At 66.6% G+C, this 18382-nt stretch carries 16 protein-coding genes, 4 tRNA genes and 2 pseudogenes; 16 read left to right on the top strand and 6 right to left on the bottom strand.

Translation table 11 applies throughout. The features are described 5' to 3' along the window. Positions 1 to 82 precede the first annotated feature (82 nt). Positions 83 to 2185, top strand: a complete 2103-nt coding sequence (gene pnp / locus VJ673_RS18725; RefSeq protein WP_324127685.1) for a polyribonucleotide nucleotidyltransferase — start codon at positions 83 to 85, stop codon at positions 2183 to 2185. Positions 2186 to 2290: 105 nt separating this feature from the next. Here the strand turns inward: pnp and dksA are convergent, their stop codons facing one another. Then, positions 2291 to 2716: an RNA polymerase-binding protein DksA gene (dksA, locus tag VJ673_RS18730; RefSeq protein ID WP_324127686.1), complete on the bottom strand. Its 426-nt coding sequence runs from the start codon at positions 2714 to 2716 to the stop codon at positions 2291 to 2293. Between the two features lie 169 nt (positions 2717 to 2885). Between dksA and VJ673_RS18735 the strand changes: the two genes are divergently transcribed. The 4 genes from VJ673_RS18735 to VJ673_RS18750 all read left to right on the top strand — a co-directional run bounded on the left by VJ673_RS18735 (position 2886) and on the right by VJ673_RS18750 (position 3338). Beyond that, positions 2886 to 2962, top strand: a tRNA-Pro gene (locus VJ673_RS18735). A gap of 28 nt (positions 2963 to 2990) precedes the next feature. After that, positions 2991 to 3067 (top strand) — tRNA-Arg (locus VJ673_RS18740). Between the two features lie 42 nt (positions 3068 to 3109). Next, a tRNA-His gene (locus VJ673_RS18745) sits at positions 3110 to 3185 on the top strand. 77 nt (positions 3186 to 3262) lie between these two features. Further along, a tRNA-His gene (locus VJ673_RS18750) sits at positions 3263 to 3338 on the top strand. Positions 3339 to 3412: 74 nt separating this feature from the next. Here the strand turns inward: VJ673_RS18750 and VJ673_RS18755 are convergent. The 5 genes and pseudogenes from VJ673_RS18755 to VJ673_RS18780 form a co-directional block, all read right to left on the bottom strand. Beyond that, complete coding sequence (locus VJ673_RS18755; RefSeq protein ID WP_324127687.1) at positions 3413 to 4036, bottom strand: phage integrase central domain-containing protein; 624 nt, start codon at positions 4034 to 4036, stop codon at positions 3413 to 3415. Between the two features lie 139 nt (positions 4037 to 4175). After that, positions 4176 to 4374 (bottom strand): annotated as a pseudogene (locus tag VJ673_RS18760) (IS3 family transposase); the annotation flags it as partial. A 71-nt stretch (positions 4375 to 4445) separates the two neighbouring features. Continuing rightward, positions 4446 to 5549: pseudogene (locus tag VJ673_RS24670) on the bottom strand (TolC family protein); the annotation flags it as partial. Positions 5550 to 5726: 177 nt separating this feature from the next. After that, on the bottom strand, positions 5727 to 6272 hold the full coding sequence (locus tag VJ673_RS18775) for a gamma carbonic anhydrase family protein (protein ID WP_324127688.1): 546 nt from the start codon (positions 6270 to 6272) through the stop codon (positions 5727 to 5729). A gap of 71 nt (positions 6273 to 6343) precedes the next feature. After that, entirely contained in the window at positions 6344 to 6889 is a 546-nt protein-coding gene (locus tag VJ673_RS18780; protein ID WP_324127689.1) for a cupin domain-containing protein, read from the bottom strand. A gap of 502 nt (positions 6890 to 7391) precedes the next feature. Here VJ673_RS18780 and VJ673_RS18785 point away from each other — a divergent pair. The 11 genes from VJ673_RS18785 to VJ673_RS18835 all read left to right on the top strand — a co-directional run bounded on the left by VJ673_RS18785 (position 7392) and on the right by VJ673_RS18835 (position 18369). Next, positions 7392 to 8255: a hypothetical protein gene (locus VJ673_RS18785; protein ID WP_324127690.1), complete on the top strand. Its 864-nt coding sequence runs from the start codon at positions 7392 to 7394 to the stop codon at positions 8253 to 8255. Positions 8256 to 8377: 122 nt separating this feature from the next. Continuing rightward, complete coding sequence (locus VJ673_RS18790) at positions 8378 to 9247, top strand: ABC transporter ATP-binding protein (RefSeq protein WP_324127691.1); 870 nt, start codon at positions 8378 to 8380, stop codon at positions 9245 to 9247. 55 nt (positions 9248 to 9302) lie between these two features. Continuing rightward, positions 9303 to 10295: an ABC transporter substrate-binding protein gene (locus VJ673_RS18795; RefSeq protein ID WP_324127692.1), complete on the top strand. Its 993-nt coding sequence runs from the start codon at positions 9303 to 9305 to the stop codon at positions 10293 to 10295. Between the two features lie 19 nt (positions 10296 to 10314). After that, the gene (locus VJ673_RS18800; protein ID WP_324127693.1) at positions 10315 to 11088 is read left to right on the top strand and encodes an ABC transporter permease; all 774 of its coding nucleotides are present in this window, start codon (positions 10315 to 10317) and stop codon (positions 11086 to 11088) included. Between the two features lie 11 nt (positions 11089 to 11099). Next, the gene (locus VJ673_RS18805; protein ID WP_324127694.1) at positions 11100 to 11855 is read left to right on the top strand and encodes an SDR family oxidoreductase; all 756 of its coding nucleotides are present in this window, start codon (positions 11100 to 11102) and stop codon (positions 11853 to 11855) included. Between the two features lie 15 nt (positions 11856 to 11870). Next, the gene (locus tag VJ673_RS18810) at positions 11871 to 12728 is read left to right on the top strand and encodes an alpha/beta fold hydrolase (RefSeq protein WP_324127695.1); all 858 of its coding nucleotides are present in this window, start codon (positions 11871 to 11873) and stop codon (positions 12726 to 12728) included. Continuing rightward, a complete protein-coding gene (locus VJ673_RS18815) occupies positions 12721 to 13548 on the top strand; it encodes an IclR family transcriptional regulator (RefSeq protein WP_324127696.1) in 828 nt (275 codons plus the stop codon). The genes VJ673_RS18810 and VJ673_RS18815 overlap by 8 nt, the downstream gene beginning before the upstream one ends. A gap of 13 nt (positions 13549 to 13561) precedes the next feature. Then, complete coding sequence (locus VJ673_RS18820; protein ID WP_324127697.1) at positions 13562 to 14362, top strand: SDR family oxidoreductase; 801 nt, start codon at positions 13562 to 13564, stop codon at positions 14360 to 14362. Beyond that, the gene (locus tag VJ673_RS18825; RefSeq protein ID WP_324127698.1) at positions 14352 to 16037 is read left to right on the top strand and encodes a thiamine pyrophosphate-binding protein; all 1686 of its coding nucleotides are present in this window, start codon (positions 14352 to 14354) and stop codon (positions 16035 to 16037) included. The genes VJ673_RS18820 and VJ673_RS18825 overlap by 11 nt, the downstream gene beginning before the upstream one ends. Beyond that, complete coding sequence (locus tag VJ673_RS18830; RefSeq protein WP_324127699.1) at positions 16034 to 16858, top strand: aspartate dehydrogenase; 825 nt, start codon at positions 16034 to 16036, stop codon at positions 16856 to 16858. The genes VJ673_RS18825 and VJ673_RS18830 overlap by 4 nt, the downstream gene beginning before the upstream one ends. Positions 16859 to 16866: 8 nt before the next feature. After that, positions 16867 to 18369 (top strand): aldehyde dehydrogenase, encoded by a 1503-nt coding sequence (locus VJ673_RS18835; RefSeq protein WP_324127700.1) that lies wholly within the window; start codon positions 16867 to 16869, stop codon positions 18367 to 18369. Positions 18370 to 18382: the final 13 nt, after the last annotated feature.

The following is an 18382-nucleotide window of genomic DNA, read 5'->3' on the forward strand; positions in this document are numbered from 1 at the left end:
TGACTGGCCGTCACGGCGCCCGGAACGATCGAACAGCGCAGTTGTGGTTCGCTGCACAAACTTATCGAAAAGGAAAATCAACTTGCCTACCGCAATCAAAAAGACCTTCGCTTACGGGGCGCACACCGTTACCCTTGAGACCGGCGAAATTGCCCGCCAGGCAGGTGGTGCGGTTATCGTCAATATGGACGACACCGTCGTTCTGGCGACCGTGGTCGCGGCCAAGGAAGCGAAAGCGGGTCAGGATTTCTTTCCGCTGACGGTCGATTACGTCGAGAAATTCTACGCAGCCGGCCGCATTCCCGGCGGCTTCTTCAAGCGTGAAGGCCGTCCGACGGAAAAGGAAACGCTCACCAGCCGCCTCATCGACCGCCCGATTCGCCCGCTCTTCCCGGACGGCTTCTACAACGAAGTTCAAATCATCGTCACGGTTCTCTCGCTCAATCCCGAGATCGATCCGGATATGCCTGCGATGATCGCAGCGTCCGCCGCGCTGGCGATTTCCGGCGTTCCGTTCATGGGTCCGATCGGCGCCTGCCGTGTCGGTTACTCGAACGGCGAATACATCCTCAACCCGACCGTCGAGCAGCTCAAGAGCAGCGAGCTCAACCTAGTCGTGGCCGGTACCGAAGTTGCAGTGCTGATGGTCGAATCGGAAGCGAACGAGCTGTCGGAAGAAGTCATGCTCGGTTCGGTCGTCTTCGGCCACCAGCAGATGCAGGCCGCGATTCGTGCAATCAACGAGTTGGTCGAAATCGCCGGCAAGCCCGAATGGAACTGGCAGCCGGCTGCCAAGAACGAGCCGCTGATCGCTCGTATCAAGGAACTGGCGGGTGCCCAGGTGGAAGAGGCCTTCCGCATCACCAGCAAGCAGGCGCGGACCGAACGTCTCAATGAAATCCGCAAGCAGGCCATCGCCGCGATTTCCGAAGGTGTCGAGGACATCCCGTCGGCGAACGAGCTGAAGGATATCTTCCACGAACTCGAAGCCGGTGTGGTTCGCAGCCGCATTCTGGCCGGCGAGCCGCGGATCGACGGTCGCGATACGCGCACCGTGCGTCCGATCGACATTCGTGTCGGCGTCCTGCCGCGTACCCACGGATCCGCGCTGTTCACTCGAGGCGAAACGCAGGCGCTTGTCGTTGCGACTCTGGGCACCGGCCGCGACGAGCAGATCATCGATGCGATCGCGGGCGAGTATCGCGAGAACTTCCTGCTTCACTACAATTTCCCGCCGTTCTCGACCGGTGAAACCGGGCGTATGGGCGTCACGAAGCGACGCGAGGTCGGTCATGGCCGCCTCGCCAAGCGCGCACTCGTGGCCGCTTTGCCGGAACCGGAAGACTTTAGCTATACCATTCGCGTCGTATCCGAGATCACGGAGTCCAACGGTTCGAGCTCGATGGCATCGGTGTGTGGCGGTTCGCTGGCCATGATGGATGCGGGCGTGCCGATGAAGGCTCATGTGGCCGGCATCGCGATGGGCCTGATCAAGGAAGGCAATCGCTTCGCCGTGCTCACCGACATTCTCGGCGACGAAGATCACCTGGGTGACATGGACTTCAAGGTGGCGGGCACCGAAAATGGTGTCACCGCCCTGCAGATGGACATCAAGATCCAGGGCATCACCAAGGAGATCATGCAGGTCGCCCTCGCGCAGGCGCGTGAAGGTCGCATGCACATCCTCGGCATCATGAAGCAATCGCTGGCGTCGCATCGTGGCGAAGTGTCCGAGTTTGCGCCGCGCATGATCACGATGAAGATCAATCCTGAAAAGATCCGCGACGTGATCGGCAAGGGTGGGGCGGTCATCCGTGGGCTGCAGGAAGAAACCGGCACGATCATCGAACTCGAGGATGACGGCAGCGTGACGATCTCGTCGGTCAGCGCTGAAGGGGCGGAAGCGGCGAAGAAGCGCATCGAAGCCATCACCGCGGAAGTCGAGGTCGGCAAGGTCTACGAGGGCACCGTGATGCGTCTGCTGGACTTTGGCGCGATCGTGAACATCCTGCCGGGCCGCGACGGCCTGCTGCATGTATCGCAGATCGCGAACGAACGCGTTAACAACGTGGCCGACTACGTCAAGGAAGGTCAGGTCGTCCGCGTGAAGGTTCTCGAGACCGACGAGCGCGGCAAGATCCGCCTGAGCATGAAGGCGCTGCTGGAGAAGCCTGCAGCCGAGTAAAAGGGGCATTCGCGGCGAAAGCCGCCATGCAAAAAGGGGACGCTCCGGCGTCCCCTTTTTTTGTTGCCCCGGAGCGTGATCGTCTGGGGCGATAGCAGACAGCGCTTACTTCGCGACTTGGCGCTCGCGCATTTCCTCGAGCGTCTTGCAGTCAATGCAGAGCGTCGCAGTCGGACGAGCTTCGAGGCGCTTGAGGCCGATCTCGACGCCGCAGCTGTCGCAGTAGCCGTATTCCCCGGCGGTGATTCTGGCGAGTGCCTCGTCGATCTTCTTGATCAGCTTCCGTTCACGGTCGCGGTTGCGCAACTCGAGTGCGATGTCGGATTCCTGGCTTGCGCGGTCATTGGGATCTGCAAAAACCGTCGCCTCGTCCTGCATCGTATGAACGGTGCGTTCGATATCGCCTGCAAGTTCGTTCTTCACCGACTCGAGCATCTCGCGGAAGTGCGCCAGCTGCTTCTCGCTCATGTAATCCTCGCCCTTGGCGGGAACGTACGGCGGAAACTGTTTGTGGAGTGTATCGTCTGGCATGACTTCGACTTCCGGTTGGTTAATGAAAGAAGCCGAACTAATATCAGAATCCGACGCGTCGGGCAAGCAACAAGCGTAAGGGCACGCGCTTTGAACGTCTCTTGGTATATACGTTTTTTGTAATCGGTATTTGACGCGTGATTAAGGTGTGTGTATTATTCTCAGCTCTCGGGGTGTAGCGCAGTCCGGTAGCGCGCTTGCTTTGGGAGCAAGATGTCGGGGGTTCGAATCCCTCCACCCCGACCAGCTATCCCCGAATATAGCCCAACGGGATCTGCCCGTAGCTCAATTGGATAGAGCACCGGCCTTCTAAGCCGGGGGTTGCAGGTTCGATCCCTGTCGGGCAGGCCAAATGGTTTTCGAATGCAGGATTTTCCTGCATTCAAAAGAGTGGCGGCATTAGCTCAGTTGGTAGAGCACTGGATTGTGGCTCCAGTTGTCACCGGTTCGATCCCGGTATGTCGCCCCAAGCTACGCCAAGAGCAGGCGCCTTCGGGCGTCTGTTTTGTTCTTGTTAGTGGTGCATTGTCCGCATCAACGAAAGTGGCGGCATTAGCTCAGTTGGTAGAGCACTGGATTGTGGCTCCAGTTGTCACCGGTTCGATCCCGGTATGTCGCCCCAAAAACAAAGAGATACGGCACCCTTCGGGGTGCCGTTTTCAATACTGAGCTCGATTTTCAAAACTTCTTGCCGCTTTATTCCAGCGGGTTGGCCTTCTTCATGCTCCTGCGGTCATAGACTTTTTCGACGATCGATTCGGATGCGTGCCCGGAAAGCGATTTCGCATCTCGCCCAGCGGCTTTCAAGTCGGTCACGGTTTTCGCCCGATTGTCGTGAAAGTGGAATCGCTCTGAAATTGCGTTTTCGGCGATGGCTTTATCCATCGTTCGACCCCAGGCCGTTTTCCGGCCTTCAAGCGTCATCGGTGATCCATCGCGGCTTGTTACGAGCTGGGTGCTCGAAATTGGCCGCTTGATTTCCGTCAGCGCTTTTATTGGGAAGGGGGCCAGGCAATGCAGATCTGGACCGGCGGTGTGCGTGCTGTCTTGCTCGCGGACGGGGTTGTCCTTGCAGTGGCCCCACATGATTGCGTGGCGCATTACGTCCTGCAGCAGTGAGCGCTCGCGGTTGGCACGGACCTTCGATGTCTTCGCGCGGGCCTGCACGAAATCCCATACGTCGGCCGCAGTGATGTCAGCTGGCTTCATCGACCCGAAGACCTTCGTCAGCGTCGAAGGTTCGAGTTTGTTGCTCGCTTGGGTGGTCTTGGCTTTCTCGGGAACGACTTCCTTCAGGTAGCGGCCTATCACGCCCGACATCGTCTCTGCCGGCGCATTCGTGTTTTCGAATTCAGCCTATTTCGTCCGAGCAACGGACAGATCGCGCCCGAGATTGATCCATCCGCCCCTTGCGGCATACCAATACGACCGCCCTTTGAGGGGGCAAGCACCACGGCGCGTAGAGCCAGCCCTCGGCCGCCCACAGGTAGGTGAAGTCCGCGACCCATTTCTGGTTCGGGCCTGCCGCCCGAAATTCGCGATTCAGGACGTTGTCGGCGATGGCGCTGCGAATTCCCCGGTCCTGCGGCAACCCGCGCCGACGTGGACGGGCCCGCAGCGCATGCCCACGCATGCCGTTCGATGCGGCGTAGAGCACAGTGATGACTGCCAGCACGAAGGCGAATGCCGCGACGGACTTGCCGAGAATGATGATCGCCAGCACACCCAGCACGTGCCATGGCTGTTCCACCAGAATCGCGGGATCGAACAGCATGCCCACCGACACGAAGAAGAGCACGGAAAACGCATCGCGCAGCGGCAAGGACTCTTCCGCCGCACGATGGCTGAATTCCGACTCGCGCATGACCATGCCAGCGAAGAAGGCTCCCAGGGCAAACGAGACGCTGAACAATGCAGCCGCCCCGTAGGCAATGCCAATGGCACTTGCGATGACCGCGAGCGTAAACAACTCGCGCGGGCCGGTGCGCGAAACTTGCCACAGCATCCAGGGCAGCACGCGCCGGCCGGCGATCAGCATCAGGGCCAGGAAGGCGCCGACTTACAGCAGCGTTTGCCCGATGGTGATCCACAAGGGCTTGGCAGCCGCTGCCTGGACGGTCTCTGAACCGCCCAGGACGCCGGCCAGCGGCGGCAGCAAGACCAGGACCAGCACCGTGGCGAGGTCTTCAACGACCAGCCAGCCCACGGCGATGCGACCATTCATGCTTTCCAGCACGCCACGGCTCTCCAGGACCTTGAGCAGCACGACGGTGCTGGCGCACGACAGCGACAAGCCGAAGATCAAGCTGCTGCCCCACCTCCAGTCCCATCCCCACGCGTCGCGGAAGGCGGCTTGGACGAGCGCCTCGTAGTCGGCCACTGCGACGTCGCGGCGCGCCTCGGCGAGCTCCAGGTTGGCTCGGTTGCGGCCGCCGTCGAAGAGCGGCAGACGCAGGGCCGGGGTGAAGCTCCAGCTAGCGCTGCCGCCGCGGAAGAGGCCGTCAAGCTCGGCACTGGCGGTACCGGCAAAGCCGGTCAGGGTGATGTTGGGGAAGAAAGCGGCGCGGGCGGCACGGACGCTGGCGCGGCTGGCGGCGAGGCGTTGCTCGGCCGCGCGGATGTCCGGGCGACGGGTCAGGAGTTCGGCCGGCAGGCCGGGCTGCAGTTCGCGTTCCAGACCCTGGTCGGTGAGGGGAGCGGGCGGTGGGTGCTGTCCGGCCGTATAGCCGGTGAGCTGGGCAAGCAAGGCCTCGTTCTGCGCCGCCTGGCGCCGCAGCGCCGCGAGCTCGACGCGCGTGCCGACGAGGAGGGTTTCCACCTGGCGCAGCTCCATATCTCTACCAGGTTCCCCGTCAGTCCGTGCGCCGCCACCGATGGGATGCGGCTCGAGTCGGACCACGTGTGCGAGCCCAGGTTAAAGGTGGCGGGGGCGATGACATGGCGCACTGCGCCGATGTGACGCTAGTTCACTTGCGTTGCGCCCCGGGAGGTGCCGGCGGCCGGGGAAGGTTCAGCGCGCGCGGGGGATCTGCGCGAGGTAGTCGTTCTTCAGGCGGACGTAGTGCTCGGCCGAGTAGCGCAGGAAGACGCGCTCCTCCGGAGTGAGCGGGCGGACCGGCACGGCCGGCCGGCCGACGTAGAGGTGGCCGCTTTCGAGGCGCTTTCCGGGCGACACCAGGCTGCCGGCGCCGAGGATGACTTCGGGGCCGATCACGGCGTCGTCCATGACGATCGCGCCCATGCCTATCAGACAGGCGTCGCCGATCGTGCAGCCGTGCAGGATCACCGAATGGCCGATCGTGACGTGGCTGCCGATGACGAGTGGCGAGCCGTCCGGCTTGGCCGCGTTTCGGTGCGACACGTGGCACATGGTGAGGTCCTGCACGTTGCTGCAGGCGCCGACGATGATGCTGTTGACGTCGCCGCGCAGTACCGTGTTGCACCAGATCGAGACGTCGCGACCCAGGCGCACGTCGCCGATCACCTGGGCGGAGTCGTGGATGAAGACACCCTCGGCGAGCGTGGGCGTGATGCCACGAAGGGAATCGATGGACATGTTCTTCCTCCGATGCGATCTAAATCGTGCCGGGACTCGCCGCTCGGCCGACCGGCGCGCGCAGGATCCGCTCAGCGCTTGATTGCGGCGAGCGGGTCGTCCGGCTTGTAGGTCGGCGTAACCGGTCTCGGCGAACCCAGCATGACACACATCAGCGCCTCCTCGTCGCCGACGTTCTGTTCGCCGCGATAGACGCCGGGCGGTACCGAGATCAAGTCGCGCTCGCCGACCACCGCCTCCCACCTCTCCCCCTCGGGCGACTCGCAGAACACCTTCACCTTGCCGCGCAGCACGAAGAAGATCTCCTCGGTGTCCGTGTGCAGGTGTAGCGGGCCCGTGTGGCCGACCGGGATCTTCATCGTCGAAAAGGTGAAATGCACGGCCGGTACGACGTTGCCATCGGAATGCACGCCGGTGCCGCCGGTGCCGACGTAGCGCATCTGCGCGCGCGCATAGGTGGGATCGACCTCGGTCTGGAACTTCAGCGCGTTCCAGTCGTAGCTGCGCGTCGAGCGCAGCACGCAGCGGGAATTCATCCAGTCCTCGAATGACGCGCCGTTCGGACGCTGCAGGGTCCGGCTGGCTTCTTCGGTCAGGTTGGCGATGTGGTCGTTCATGCTTCCTCCTCGGGTTTGGCTTCGTCTTGCGCTCGTTCTTTTCGACCTCGCCACGCGCCCGTCGGGGGCGCTCCGGTCTCGGTGTCGAAAAGGAAAAATCGGCGGTGCCGCGAACGTGGTGCGGGCGTCAGTACGCCAGATGTTCCACTGGTGAAACAACAGGTTACCTACGGAACAACGCAACCCTAGTTCCGTCGCGCAGGGCGTGGCAATTGCGGAAACTACGAATTGACAAACGCAGGAACTTTAGTCTTCGAGCTTCGCCCTTGGGTCGAAGGTGATGCGCCCTTCTTGCGGTGGAGTGCCTGCAGCTTATCCGCGCTTGCCCATCAGTACGACGCAAATAAATAGTCAATCAGGGATAACCCTAATTGATTGCACTAGTGCGACGCGAGTAGCGTTCGAGTCGTTCCAAGCAAGGAACGTTGTTTCATAGGTAAAACAAACCGGCAGCAACATGCCGGCACAGACGACAAGAACACGCACACCGCGAGAGGAGAACATGTTCATCAAGCATAAGTACGCCGCGACCGCCCTGCTCGCAGGGCTCGGCGCGACGGCGTCGATTCCCGCCCCTGCCGCCACCTGGTCCGACGCGATGGTCGGCTACCGCGTCGGCAACGACTTCCACGACCCCGGCATCGACGACGACGTCCGCAAGAACATCGTCCAGTTCAGCTACGTCGGCGGCTACAGCTATGGGCAGAACTACTTCAACCTCGACGTCCTGAACTCCGACAGCGCCGATCCGGCCAATGGTAGCCGAAACGGCGCGACCGAGTTCTATGCCGCGTACCGCCACCAGCTGCATCTCGGCAAGCTACGCGACGCGCCGATCGCGTTCGGTCCGGTGAAGGACGTCGCGATCACCGCGGGCCTCGACCTGCAGACCAAGAACAACACTTTCGCGCCGCGCAAGCGCATGTTCGTCGTGGGCCCGACGCTGAAGTTCGACGTGCCCGGCTTCCTCGACGTGAGCCTGCTGTACGCGCAGGAATGGAACCACTGCGGCCTGCCGGCGTGCCGCAGCGTGCCCGGCTTCAGTACCGACATCAAGTTTGATCCCTATCCGCGCCTCGAGGTTGCGTGGGGCATCCCCTTCGAGCTCGCCAGGTTGCCTTTGAAATACCAAGGGTTCCTGGCCTACAACGGCAGGAAGGGCAAGGATTATTTCAAGAAGGAAACCGGCAGGGAAATGCTGTTCCGCTCGGCCCTGATGCTCGATGTCGGGCAGCTCGCGTTCGGCAAGAAGAACACCTTCCTGATGGGCGTGGGCTACGAGTTGTGGCGCAACAAGTTCGGCAACCGCGACATCCCCGGCGTGGACACCGACACCGCAACGCTCAACGCGGAGTTCCACTTCTGATTCCCGGCTCTCCCCCGTCCGCGCAGCTGCAGCAGCGATGGCGGCCGGGCGAGCCCCTTGTACCGGACCACCGCGCAGCCGAGCTGCACCCACCGTCTCGTTGCAGTGTTTGAGGAAAAGTCGTGATCGAGATCGAATCCCGCAACACCCGCCGCCTGTCCTCCCCGCAGGGGGAGGCCGGCCGCCCCAGTACCGGCGAGGATCTGGACGTCCAGATCGAGTTCCGCAACGTCAGCAAGCGCTTCCCGACGAAGCGCGAACCGAATCCGCCCTACGCCGTCAAGGATCTGAACATCCGCATCCGCGCCGGCGAAGTGGTCTCCATCGTCGGCCCCAGCGGTTGCGGCAAGAGCACGCTGCTGAACATGGGCGCCGGGCTCTACCTGCCCAGCGAGGGCGAGGTGCATGTCGCGCAGCAGCGCGTGACTCGGCCGGTAAAGCAGATTTCCTTCATGCTGCAGAAGGACCTGCTGATGCCCTGGCGCACGATCCGCCAGAACGTCGAACTGGGGCTGGAGATCGACGGCGTCGCGCGCGAGCGGCGCCGCGCGGTGGCGCTTGAGCTGATCGCCAAGTGTCACCTCGTCGGTTTCGAGAACCACTACCCGTACCAGCTCTCGGGCGGCATGCGCCAGCGCGCCGCGCTCGCCCGCACGCTGGCGACCGATCCGCAGGTGCTGCTGCTCGACGAGCCGTTCTCGGCGCTCGACGCGCAGACCAAGATGGTGCTGCAGCAGGATCTTGCGCAGATGCTGTATGACGCGAAGAAGACCGCGCTCTTCATCACCCACGACCTGGTCGAGGCGATCGCGCTGTCCGACCGCCTGCTGGTGATGAGCCACCGGCCGGGCACGATCATCGAGGAGATCACCGTGCCGCTGCCACATCGCAACAACCCGCTCGAGCGCCGCAAGCTCCCCGAGGTCGGTCCGCTCGTGAGCCGCCTGATGGAGCTGCTGCGGGTCGGCCAGGACGGCCTGGAAGGACACTGAGCGCGCACCGGGCGCGCCGCCTACAAAACATAAAGACACCCCACAGGAGACGAACATGAGATCCACCCTGCGCAAACTCGCCGGCTCCGCGCTCGCGGCCGCGAGCCTCACCACGACCCTGCCCGCGGCGGCGGTCGCCAAGGAGAACGTCACTTATCTGCTGCCCGCGCCCCCCACGCTGCCCGCGTTCGCGCCGTGGATCGTCGCGAAGCAGAACGGCTATTACGACGCCGCGGGCCTCAACGTGACCTTCGTCGCCGCGCGCGGCGGCGTCGACGTCGCCAAGCAGATCGGTTCGGGCAACGCGATCGTCGGCGGCGCGATCGGCGACACGCCCATCATCGTGCGTGCCAACGGCGTCCCGGTCCGGGCCGTGGCAGTGCTGGGCGGCGGTTCGCTGACGATGATCGCGGCGACCAAGGCCTCGGGCGTGAACAACGTCAAGGATCTCGCCGGCAAGACGATGACCGTGATGTCTTACGCCGACACGACCTATTACGCGCTGCTCGGCTCGCTGAAGCTCGCCGGTCTCGACAAGCAGAAGGTCGCGGTGCAGGCGTCGGGGCCGGCCGGCGTGTGGCAGATGCTCGCCGGCGGCCAGGTCGCGGCGATGGCGGGGGTACCGGACTGGGTGGTCAGTGCGCAGGAGGCGGGCGGCGACATCCACCTGCTGCCCGCCGAGCAGCAGTTCAAGAGCATGGGGCAGGCCATCCTCGCCTCCGATGAGGCGATCCGGAAGCAGCCCGAGCTTTTGCGCAAGCTGGTGCAGGCGACGCTGCACGGCATGAAGGACATCATGGACGACCCGGCGGCCGCCGCGAAGTCCTTCGCAGCCGCGGTTCCCGCCTACCAAGGCAAGGAGGCGACGCTCGTCGCGGTCTTCCGCCTTTATGGCAAGCACGTCTATCCGGGCCAGGAGACGCTCGGGCTGATCGACGCGAAGCGTCTGAAGGAAGTGCAGGACTTCTATCTCGCCGAGGGCATCGTGCAGCGCGCGACCCCGGTCGAGGACCTCTACACCAACCAGTTCGTGAAAACGGGCCAGTGATTCCGGGAAGCATAGCGCCATGAACAATTCTTCCACGCTCTGGGGCAGCGCCGTGCTGCTCGCACTGACGCTTTCCCTGTGGCAATGGGCGCCCGGCTGGGTCGGCCTGCCCGAGTACATCTTCCCGACCCTCTCCAGCACGGTCGAGCAGGCGGGCCGGATGTGGTCGGAAAGCCAGCTCCTCCAACATTTCGGCGTCACCGCGCTGGAGGTCGTGCTCGGCTTCGTGCTGGGCTCGCTGCTGGGCATCGCGGTCGGCGTCGCGCTGGGCCTGTCACCGACTGCCGAGGCGATGCTCTCGCCCTACATCCTCGCGCTGCAGATCGCGCCGAAGGTCGCGTTCGCGCCGCTCTTCGTGATGTGGCTGGGCTACACGATGTACCCGAAGATCCTCGTCGCGATCCTGATCGTGTTCTTCCCGGTGATGGTCAACGTGCTGGCGGCGATCCGTACCGTCGATCCGGACATGGTGAACCTCGTGCGCACCCTCAACGCGACGCGCTGGCAAATCTTCACTCTGCTCGAGTTCCCGTCGGCGCTGCCGAACCTGTTCTCGGGCCTGCGCATCGCCTCGACGCTGGCGGTGATCGGCGTGACGGTCGGCGAGCTGGTCGGCGGCAACCTCGGTCTGGGCTTCCTGCTCGTCGCCTCCGAAGGGCAGGGCGACACCGCGGGGGTGTTCGTCGCGATCACCGGGCTGACCATCATCGGCATTGTCGCCTACGCGGCGGTGATCCTGATCGAGAAGAAGGTGTTGCACTACATGCCCAAGGCAAGCCGGACCACGGTGTGAGGATGGATGCGATGAATGGATTGCTAACAGGAAAGCGGGTGCTCGTCACCGGCGGCGCACGCGGACTGGGGCTCGCTTTTGCCGAGCGCATCGCACGCGAGGGCGGCACGGTGGTGATCGCCGACCTGCGCGACGAGCTCGCCGCGGCCGAAGCCGCACGCCTCGCGGCCGAAGGGCTGGCGGTGCATGCACTGTCGCTCGATCTCGCGGATCCGGAGTCGATCCGCAGCTGTGCGCGGCAGGCGTGCGAGGTGCTTGGTGGCCTCGACGGCCTGGTGAACAACGGCGCGGTGACCGACTCGGGCGGCGTGCCGGCCGAGGAGCTCGAGGTCGCGACCTGGGACCGCGTGATGAACGTGAACGTGCGCGGCACCTGGCTGATGACGATCGCGTGCGCTGCGGCGCTGCGCGCCTCCGGCCGCGGGGCGGTGGTGAACCTCGCTTCCGACACCGCGCTGTGGGGCGCGCCGCGTCTGCTGGCCTACGTCGCGAGCAAGGGAGCGATCGTCGCGATGACGCGCAGCCTCGCCCGCGAGCTCGGCGACGGCAGCGTCACCGTCAACGCGATCGCGCCGGGGCTCACGCTGGTCGAGGCGACCGAGTACGTGCCCGAGGCACGTCACCGCCTCTATATCGAGCAGCGCGCGCTGCAGCGCGAGCAGGTGCCCGAGGACGTGTGCGGCGCGGTGCTCTTCTGCTTGTCCGATCTCGCGCGCTTCACGACCGGCCAGCTGCTCGCCGTGAATGGCGGCTTCGTGATGAACTGAGGCGGGGCGACGGACATGAGAACGCATGAAGAACGCCTCGCTGCCCTCGGCACGCATTTCCCGCTCGTCGAAGCGGGCGAGGGCGGGCGGCGCTGGACTTACCGGACGACCGGCCGCGGCGGGCGCACGCTGGTGCTCCTGCACGGCATCGGCTCGAGCTCCGCGTCGTGGCTCGATGTCGCGCTGGCGGCGGGCCGGGACTTCCGCGTCGTCGCGTGGGACGCGCCCGGCTACGGCGGCTCGACCCCGCTTGCGGCGGAGCGCCCGCTCGCGACCGACTACGCGCAGTCGCTCGAAGGCTTCCTCGCGACGCTCGGCATCGAGCGCTGTGTGCTGGTCGGACACTCGCTCGGAGCGCTGATGGCGACCGCCTACGCCGCGGCCTACCCGCGGGGACGCGCGGCGCAGCTCATCCTGGTGTCGCCGGCGCGCGGCTACGGTGCGCGCGAGTTCGACGCCGAGCGCGAGCGCGTGCGTGCCTCCCGCCTGCAGGCGCTGGCCGCGCTGGGCGTGACCGGCATGGCCGCGGAGCGCGCGGGGCGGCTCGTGTCGCCGTCGGCGGGCGCGCCGGTGCGTGAATGGGTGCGCTGGAACATGGCGAGCCTGAATGCCGACGGCTATCGCCAGGCAACCGAGCTGCTGTGCGGCGACGATCTCGCCCGCTACGCTCCCGCGCCTCTGCCGGTCGCCTGCTTCTGCGGCGCCGACGACGTCGTGACGCCGCCGGCGGCCTGCGAGGCGGTCGCCGCCGCGTACGGCGTGCCACTGGTTCTGTTACCGGGCTGCGGCCACGCAAGCCCGGTCGAGATTCCCCACCTCCTCGCGGCGACGCTGCGGGAGTCCATCGAAATGCAAGGAGAGCGCTGTGAGTGACGACAATTCCCTCGACAACCCGGGCAGCAAGTACTCGGTGCCTGCGCTGGAGCGCGGCCTGCGCCTGCTCGGCGAGTTCAGCCGCCACGATCCGGTGCTGTCGGCGCCCGAGCTCGCGCGCCGGCTGGACCTGCCGCGCTCGACCGTGTTCCGCATGCTGTCGACGCTGGAGGACCTGGGCTTCGTCGAGCGCGCCGAGGGCGGGCGCGATTTCCGCCTCGGCATCGCGGTGCTGCGGCTGGGCTTCGAATACCTCTCGTCGCTCGAGCTGACCGAGCTTGGCATGCCGATCCTCGGCCGGCTGCGCGACGTGATCGGCTACGCCAGCAACCTCGTCGTGCGCGACGGCCGTTCCATCGTGTATGTCGCGAAGGTCACGCCGGCCTCGTGGATCGCGTCCTCGGTCACCGTGGGCACGCGCCTGCCGGCGCATGCGACGGTCTTCGGCCGCATCCTGCTGGCGGAGCTGTCGCTCGACGAGCTGCGCGCGCTCTATCCGGAGGAGCATCTCGAGCGCCACAGCGGGCAGACCCCCGCGACGGCGATGGATCTGTTCAACCTGCTGCAACTCGACAAGGGTCGCGACTGCGTCGTCGGCGAAGGCTTCTTCGAGCCCAGCATCTCGACCGTCGCGGCACCGGTGCGCGACCGCGAAGGGCAGGTAATTGCCGCGCTCGGCGCGACGGTGCCCTTCGGCCAGATCGAGGAGGGGCTGCGCGAGAGCCTGGTTACCCACATCCGCGCCGCGGCGCTGGAGCTGTCGTCCGCGCTCGGCTATTCGCAGCGCCGCGCCCGCACGGGCAAGATCATTTCGCTGTGACGGGGGAGCGATGATGGCAATCTGCAATCTCGAAGACTCGGTCGCCGTCGTGACCGGCGGCTCGTCCGGCATTGGTCTCGCCTGCGTCGCCGAGTTTCTCGCGGCTGGCGCGGCCGTCGCCTTCTGCGGCCGTGACGAGGCGCGCCTGCGCGGCGCCGAGAGGCAGCTGCGCGAGCGCTTTCCCGGCGCGCGCCTGCTCGCCGCCCCGTGCGACGTGCTCGACGCGGCCTCGATGCAGGAGTTCGCGGCGCGCACCGAGGAGACCTTCGGCCCGGCGTCCATCCTCGTGAACAACGCCGGCCAGGGGCGCGTGTCGACCTTCGCCGACACCTCCGACGAGGCCTGGACCGAGGAGCTGCACCTGAAGTTCTTCTCGGTGCTGAACCCGACCCGTGCCTTCCTGCCGCAGCTCGAGCGCCGGGCGGATGCGGCGATCGTCTGCGTCAATTCGCTGCTCGCGCTGCAGCCCGAGCCGCACATGGTTGCGACTTCTGCTGCGCGGGCCGGCATCGCGAATCTCGTGCGCTCGCTGGCCGTCGAGTTCGCACCCAAGGGCATCCGCGTGAACGGCATCCTCATCGGGCTCGTCGAGTCCGGTCAGTGGCGCCGCCGCTACGAGCTGCGCGAGCGCCGCGAGCAGGGCTGGGACGCCTGGAGCGCCGAGCTCGCCCGTGCGAAGCAGATTCCGCTCGGGCGCCTGGGCCGCCCCGAAGAGGCCGCCCATGCCGTCTTTTTCCTGGCTTCGCCGCTGTCCTCCTACACGACCGGCAGCCATATCGATATTTCCGGAGGTTTGTCCCGCCATGCAAGATAAGAACACCGTCACCGTCGGCGCCGCCATCGCCGCCTTCCTCGAGCGCTGCGGCGTGCGCACGGCCTTCGGCGTGATCTCGATTCACAACATGCCGATTCTGGACGCGTTCCACGAGCGCGGCCGCATCCGCTTCGTGCCCGCACGTGGCGAAGCCGGCGCGACCAACATGGCGGACGCCGCGGCGCGCACGACCGCGGGCCTGGGCGTGTGCCTCACGAGCACCGGCACCGCCGCGGGCAACGCCTCCGGCGCGATGGTCGAGGCGCTCACGGCCGGCACGCCGCTGCTGCACATCACCGGCCAGATCGAGAGTCCCTACCTCGACCGCAACCTCGCCTACATCCACGAGGCGCCGGACCAACTGACGATGCTGAAGGCGGTGTCGAAGGCCGCGTTCCGCGTGCGCAGCGCCGAGACCGCGCTCAGCACGCTGAAACTCGCGGTGCAGACGGCGATGAGCGCGCCGACCGGCCCGGTCAGCGTCGAAATCCCGATCGACATCCAGGGCGCGCACATCCCGATGCCCGAGGACCTGTCGCCGCTGCCGCTGAAGACGCTTGCGCCTTCGGCCGAGGCGCTCGACCAGCTCGCCGACCGCCTCGCGAGCGCGCGCCGCCCGCTGCTGTGGCTCGGCGGCGGTGCGCGCCAGGCCGGCGCTGCGGTCAAGCGTCTGCTCGACATGGGCTTTGGCGTCGTCACCAGCACCCAGGGCCGCGGCATCGTGCCCGAGGACGATCCGCGCTCGCTCGGTGCCTACAACCTGCACGCGCCGGTGCAGGCCTTCTACCGCGGGTGTGACGCCATGCTGGTCGTGGGCTCGCGCCTGCGCAGCAACGAGACGCTGAAGTACGAGCTCGAGCTGCCGCGCCCGCTGTTCCGCATCGACGCGGACCCGTCCGCCGAGGGGCGCTGCTACAACAGCGACTTCTTTGTCACGGGCGACGCCGTGCTCGCGCTCGAAGGGCTCGCCGACCGCCTCGAAGGGCGCATGCAGGTCGATCCCGAGCACGCCGCAGCGCTGCGCCGCGCGCACGACGAGGCCGTGCGCGGCCTCATCGACGGCCTCGGACCCTACGCGCAGCTCGTCCGGACGCTGCAGGCGCGCCTCGGCCGCAACTTCAACTGGGTGCGCGACGTGACCGTTTCGAACAGTACCTGGGGCAACCGCGAGCTGCGCGTCTTCGAGCCGACTGCGGGCGTTCATGCGCTTGGCGGCGGCATCGGCCAGGGGCTCGCGATGGGCATCGGCGCCGCGGTGGCGGCGGCCGTGAGCGGCTCGGGGCGCAAGACCGTGTGCCTCGCCGGTGACGGCGGCTTCATCCTCAACCTCGGCGAGCTCGCTGCCGCCGTGCAGGAGGAGGCCGACCTGCTGATCGTGCTGATGAACGACAAGGGCTACGGCGTCATCAAGAACATCCAGGACACCTACTACGGCGGGCGCCGCTGCTACGTCGACCTACACACCCCAGACTACGCGCAGCTGTGCGCCGCACTGAGCCTGCGCCACGCGCGGGTGAGCGAGCTCGGCGGGCTGGGCGCCGCGCTCGACGGCGCGCTGTCGCGCAAGGGGCCGTTCCTGCTCGAGATCGACATGCTCGCGATCGGCAGCTTCAAGACGGTGTTCGCCGGCCCGCCGGTGAACAGCAAGAGCGACCTCGAGAAGAGCGCGGCATGAGCGGGCCGGCCAACGTGAAGCGCGTGACCATGATCGGCTTCGGCGCGATCGGCGCCGGCGTGCTGGAGCTCGTGCGCGGCAACCCCGAGATCGCGATCGACGCCGTCGTCGTCCCGGACCCCGCGGACGCGGCGCTGCGCGAGGCGCTGCGCCGTGCCGCCCCGGGTGCGAGGCTCGCCGCTGCGGTCGAGCTCGAGGCCGGCCGTCCGGACCTCATCGTCGAGTGCGCCGGACATTCGGCGATCGGGCAACACGTGATCCCGGCGCTCGAGCGCGGCGTACCCTGCCTCGTGATCTCGGTCGGCGCGCTGTCCGAGGACGGGCTCGCCGAGCGGCTGGAGGAGGCGGCACGCCGCGGCGGCACGCAGGCGCAGCTCCTGCCCGGCGCGATCGGCGCGATCGACGCGCTCGCCGCGGCGCGCCTCGGCGGCCTCGAAGAGGTGCGCTACGTCGGACGCAAGCCGCCGCAGGCCTGGAAAGGCACGCCGGCCGAGGCCGAGCTCGACCTCGACATGGTCGTCGAGCCGGTGCGCATCTTCGTCGGCACCGCCCGCGAGGCCGCGCACCGCTTTCCGAAGAACGCCAACGTCGCCGCCACCGTCGCGCTCGCCGGGCTGGGCCTGGACGCGACCCGTGTCGAGCTGTGGGCCGACCCCCGCGTCGAGGAGAACCAGCACCACATCGACGCGCAGGGCGCCTTCGGCCGCCTCGAGCTGACGATGAGCGGCAAGCCGCTGCGCGCCAATCCCAAGACCTCCGCGCTGACGGTGTTCTGCGTCGCGCGGGCGCTGACCAACAGCGCGCACGCGATCACGATCTAGGAAACGCCATGTACGACCCCGACCAGATTCAATCCATCTGCATTGCCGGCGAATGGCGCCGGGGCGGCGGCGACGTCTACGCCTCGCTCTACCCGGCGAGCGGTGAAGTCGTCGCGCGCCTCAACGCGGCGAACCTTGCCGACGTCGAGGAGGCCATCGCCGGCGCGCACCGCGCCTTCGAGACGAGTGGCTGGGCGCAGAAGAAGCCGCACGAGCGCGCGCTGGTGCTGTATCGCGTCGCCGAGCTGATCCGTGCCCGCGGCGAGGAGCTCGCGCAGAAACAGCGCCTCGACAACGGCAAGCCGATCCTCGAGACGCGCGCGCTGGTCGCGAGCGCGGCGGGCACCTTCCAGTTCTTCGCCGCGGCCTGCGAAACGCTCGAAGAGGCGATCACGCCGGCGCGGGGCGACTACCTGTCGATGAGCGTGTACGAGCCCATGGGCGTGGTCGCCGCGATCACGCCGTGGAACTCGCCGATCGCGAGCGAGGCGCAGAAGATGGCGCCGGCGCTCGCGGCGGGCAACGCGGTCGTCGTCAAGCCTGCCGAGGTCACGCCGCTGCTGGCGCTCGAGCTCGCGCGCATCTGCGAGGAGGCGGGCGTGCCGCGCGGCATGATCAGCGTGCTGCCGGGCAAGGGCTCGGTGATCGGCGACGCGATCACCCGTCACCCGCTGGTGCGCCGCGTGTCCTTCACCGGCGGCACGACGACGGGCCGCCACATCGCGCACATCGCGGCCGACAAGTGCATGCCGGTGTCGCTCGAACTCGGCGGCAAATCGCCGACCATCGTGTTCGACGACGCCGACCTAGATCACGCGGTCAATGGGGTGCTCTACGGCATCTTCAGTTCGTCGGGCGAGTCCTGCATCGCCGGCTCACGCCTCTTCGTCGCACGCGCCCTTTACGAGGACTTCGTCGCGCGCCTTGTCGCTGGTGCGGAGGCACTGACGGTCGGCGACCCGGCGAGTGAGCGCACGCAGATGGGGCCGCTGATCACCGCGCAGCACCGCGAATCGGTCGAGCGCTACGTCGCGCTCGGCCGCGAGGAGGGCGGGCGCGTGCGCTGCGGCGGCGCGCGGCCGCAGGGCGCACATCTGGAGCGGGGCAACTACTACCTGCCCACGATCCTCGACGGGCTCGACAACCGCAAGCGCCTCTGCCGCGAGGAAATCTTCGGGCCGGTGCTGGTCGCGCTGCCCTTTGACGACGAGGCCGATCTCGTCGCGCAGGCCAACGACAGCGTCTATGCGCTTGCCGCGGGCATCTGGACGCGCGACTACCAGCGCGCCTGGCGTGTCGCCCGCGCCGTGCAGGCGGGCACCGTGTGGATCAACACCTACAAGCAGTTCTCCGCCTCGACGCCCTTCGGCGGCTGGCGGGACAGCGGCCTCGGCCGTGAGAAGGGGCGCCTGGGGATCCTGCAGTACATGGAGCAGAAGGGCGTCTACTGGGGCATGAACGAGACCCCGCTGGCCTGGGCCGCGCCGCGGACCGACTTGGCGGGCGTCTGAGCAATCGTCACGG

Source organism: Aromatoleum sp. (assembly GCF_035254505.1).
Lineage (GTDB): Bacteria > Pseudomonadota > Gammaproteobacteria > Burkholderiales > Rhodocyclaceae > Aromatoleum.

Bases quoted from the DNA above. Each gene is read 5' to 3' on its own strand.
- dksA (WP_324127686.1), bottom strand. From the start codon at position 2,716: ATGCCAGACGATACACTCCACAAACAGTTTCCGCCGTACGTTCCCGCC.
- VJ673_RS18755 (WP_324127687.1), bottom strand. From the start codon at position 4,036: ATGTCGGGCGTGATAGGCCGCTACCTGAAGGAAGTCGTTCCCGAGAAA.
- VJ673_RS18775 (WP_324127688.1), bottom strand. From the start codon at position 6,272: ATGTCCATCGATTCCCTTCGTGGCATCACGCCCACGCTCGCCGAGGGT.
- VJ673_RS18780 (WP_324127689.1), bottom strand. From the start codon at position 6,889: ATGAACGACCACATCGCCAACCTGACCGAAGAAGCCAGCCGGACCCTG.
- VJ673_RS18785 (WP_324127690.1), top strand. From the start codon at position 7,392: ATGTTCATCAAGCATAAGTACGCCGCGACCGCCCTGCTCGCAGGGCTC.
- VJ673_RS18795 (WP_324127692.1), top strand. From the start codon at position 9,303: ATGAGATCCACCCTGCGCAAACTCGCCGGCTCCGCGCTCGCGGCCGCG.
- VJ673_RS18800 (WP_324127693.1), top strand. From the start codon at position 10,315: ATGAACAATTCTTCCACGCTCTGGGGCAGCGCCGTGCTGCTCGCACTG.
- VJ673_RS18805 (WP_324127694.1), top strand. From the start codon at position 11,100: ATGAATGGATTGCTAACAGGAAAGCGGGTGCTCGTCACCGGCGGCGCA.
- VJ673_RS18810 (WP_324127695.1), top strand. From the start codon at position 11,871: ATGAGAACGCATGAAGAACGCCTCGCTGCCCTCGGCACGCATTTCCCG.
- VJ673_RS18820 (WP_324127697.1), top strand. From the start codon at position 13,562: ATGGCAATCTGCAATCTCGAAGACTCGGTCGCCGTCGTGACCGGCGGC.
- VJ673_RS18825 (WP_324127698.1), top strand. From the start codon at position 14,352: ATGCAAGATAAGAACACCGTCACCGTCGGCGCCGCCATCGCCGCCTTC.
- VJ673_RS18830 (WP_324127699.1), top strand. From the start codon at position 16,034: ATGAGCGGGCCGGCCAACGTGAAGCGCGTGACCATGATCGGCTTCGGC.
- VJ673_RS18835 (WP_324127700.1), top strand. From the start codon at position 16,867: ATGTACGACCCCGACCAGATTCAATCCATCTGCATTGCCGGCGAATGG.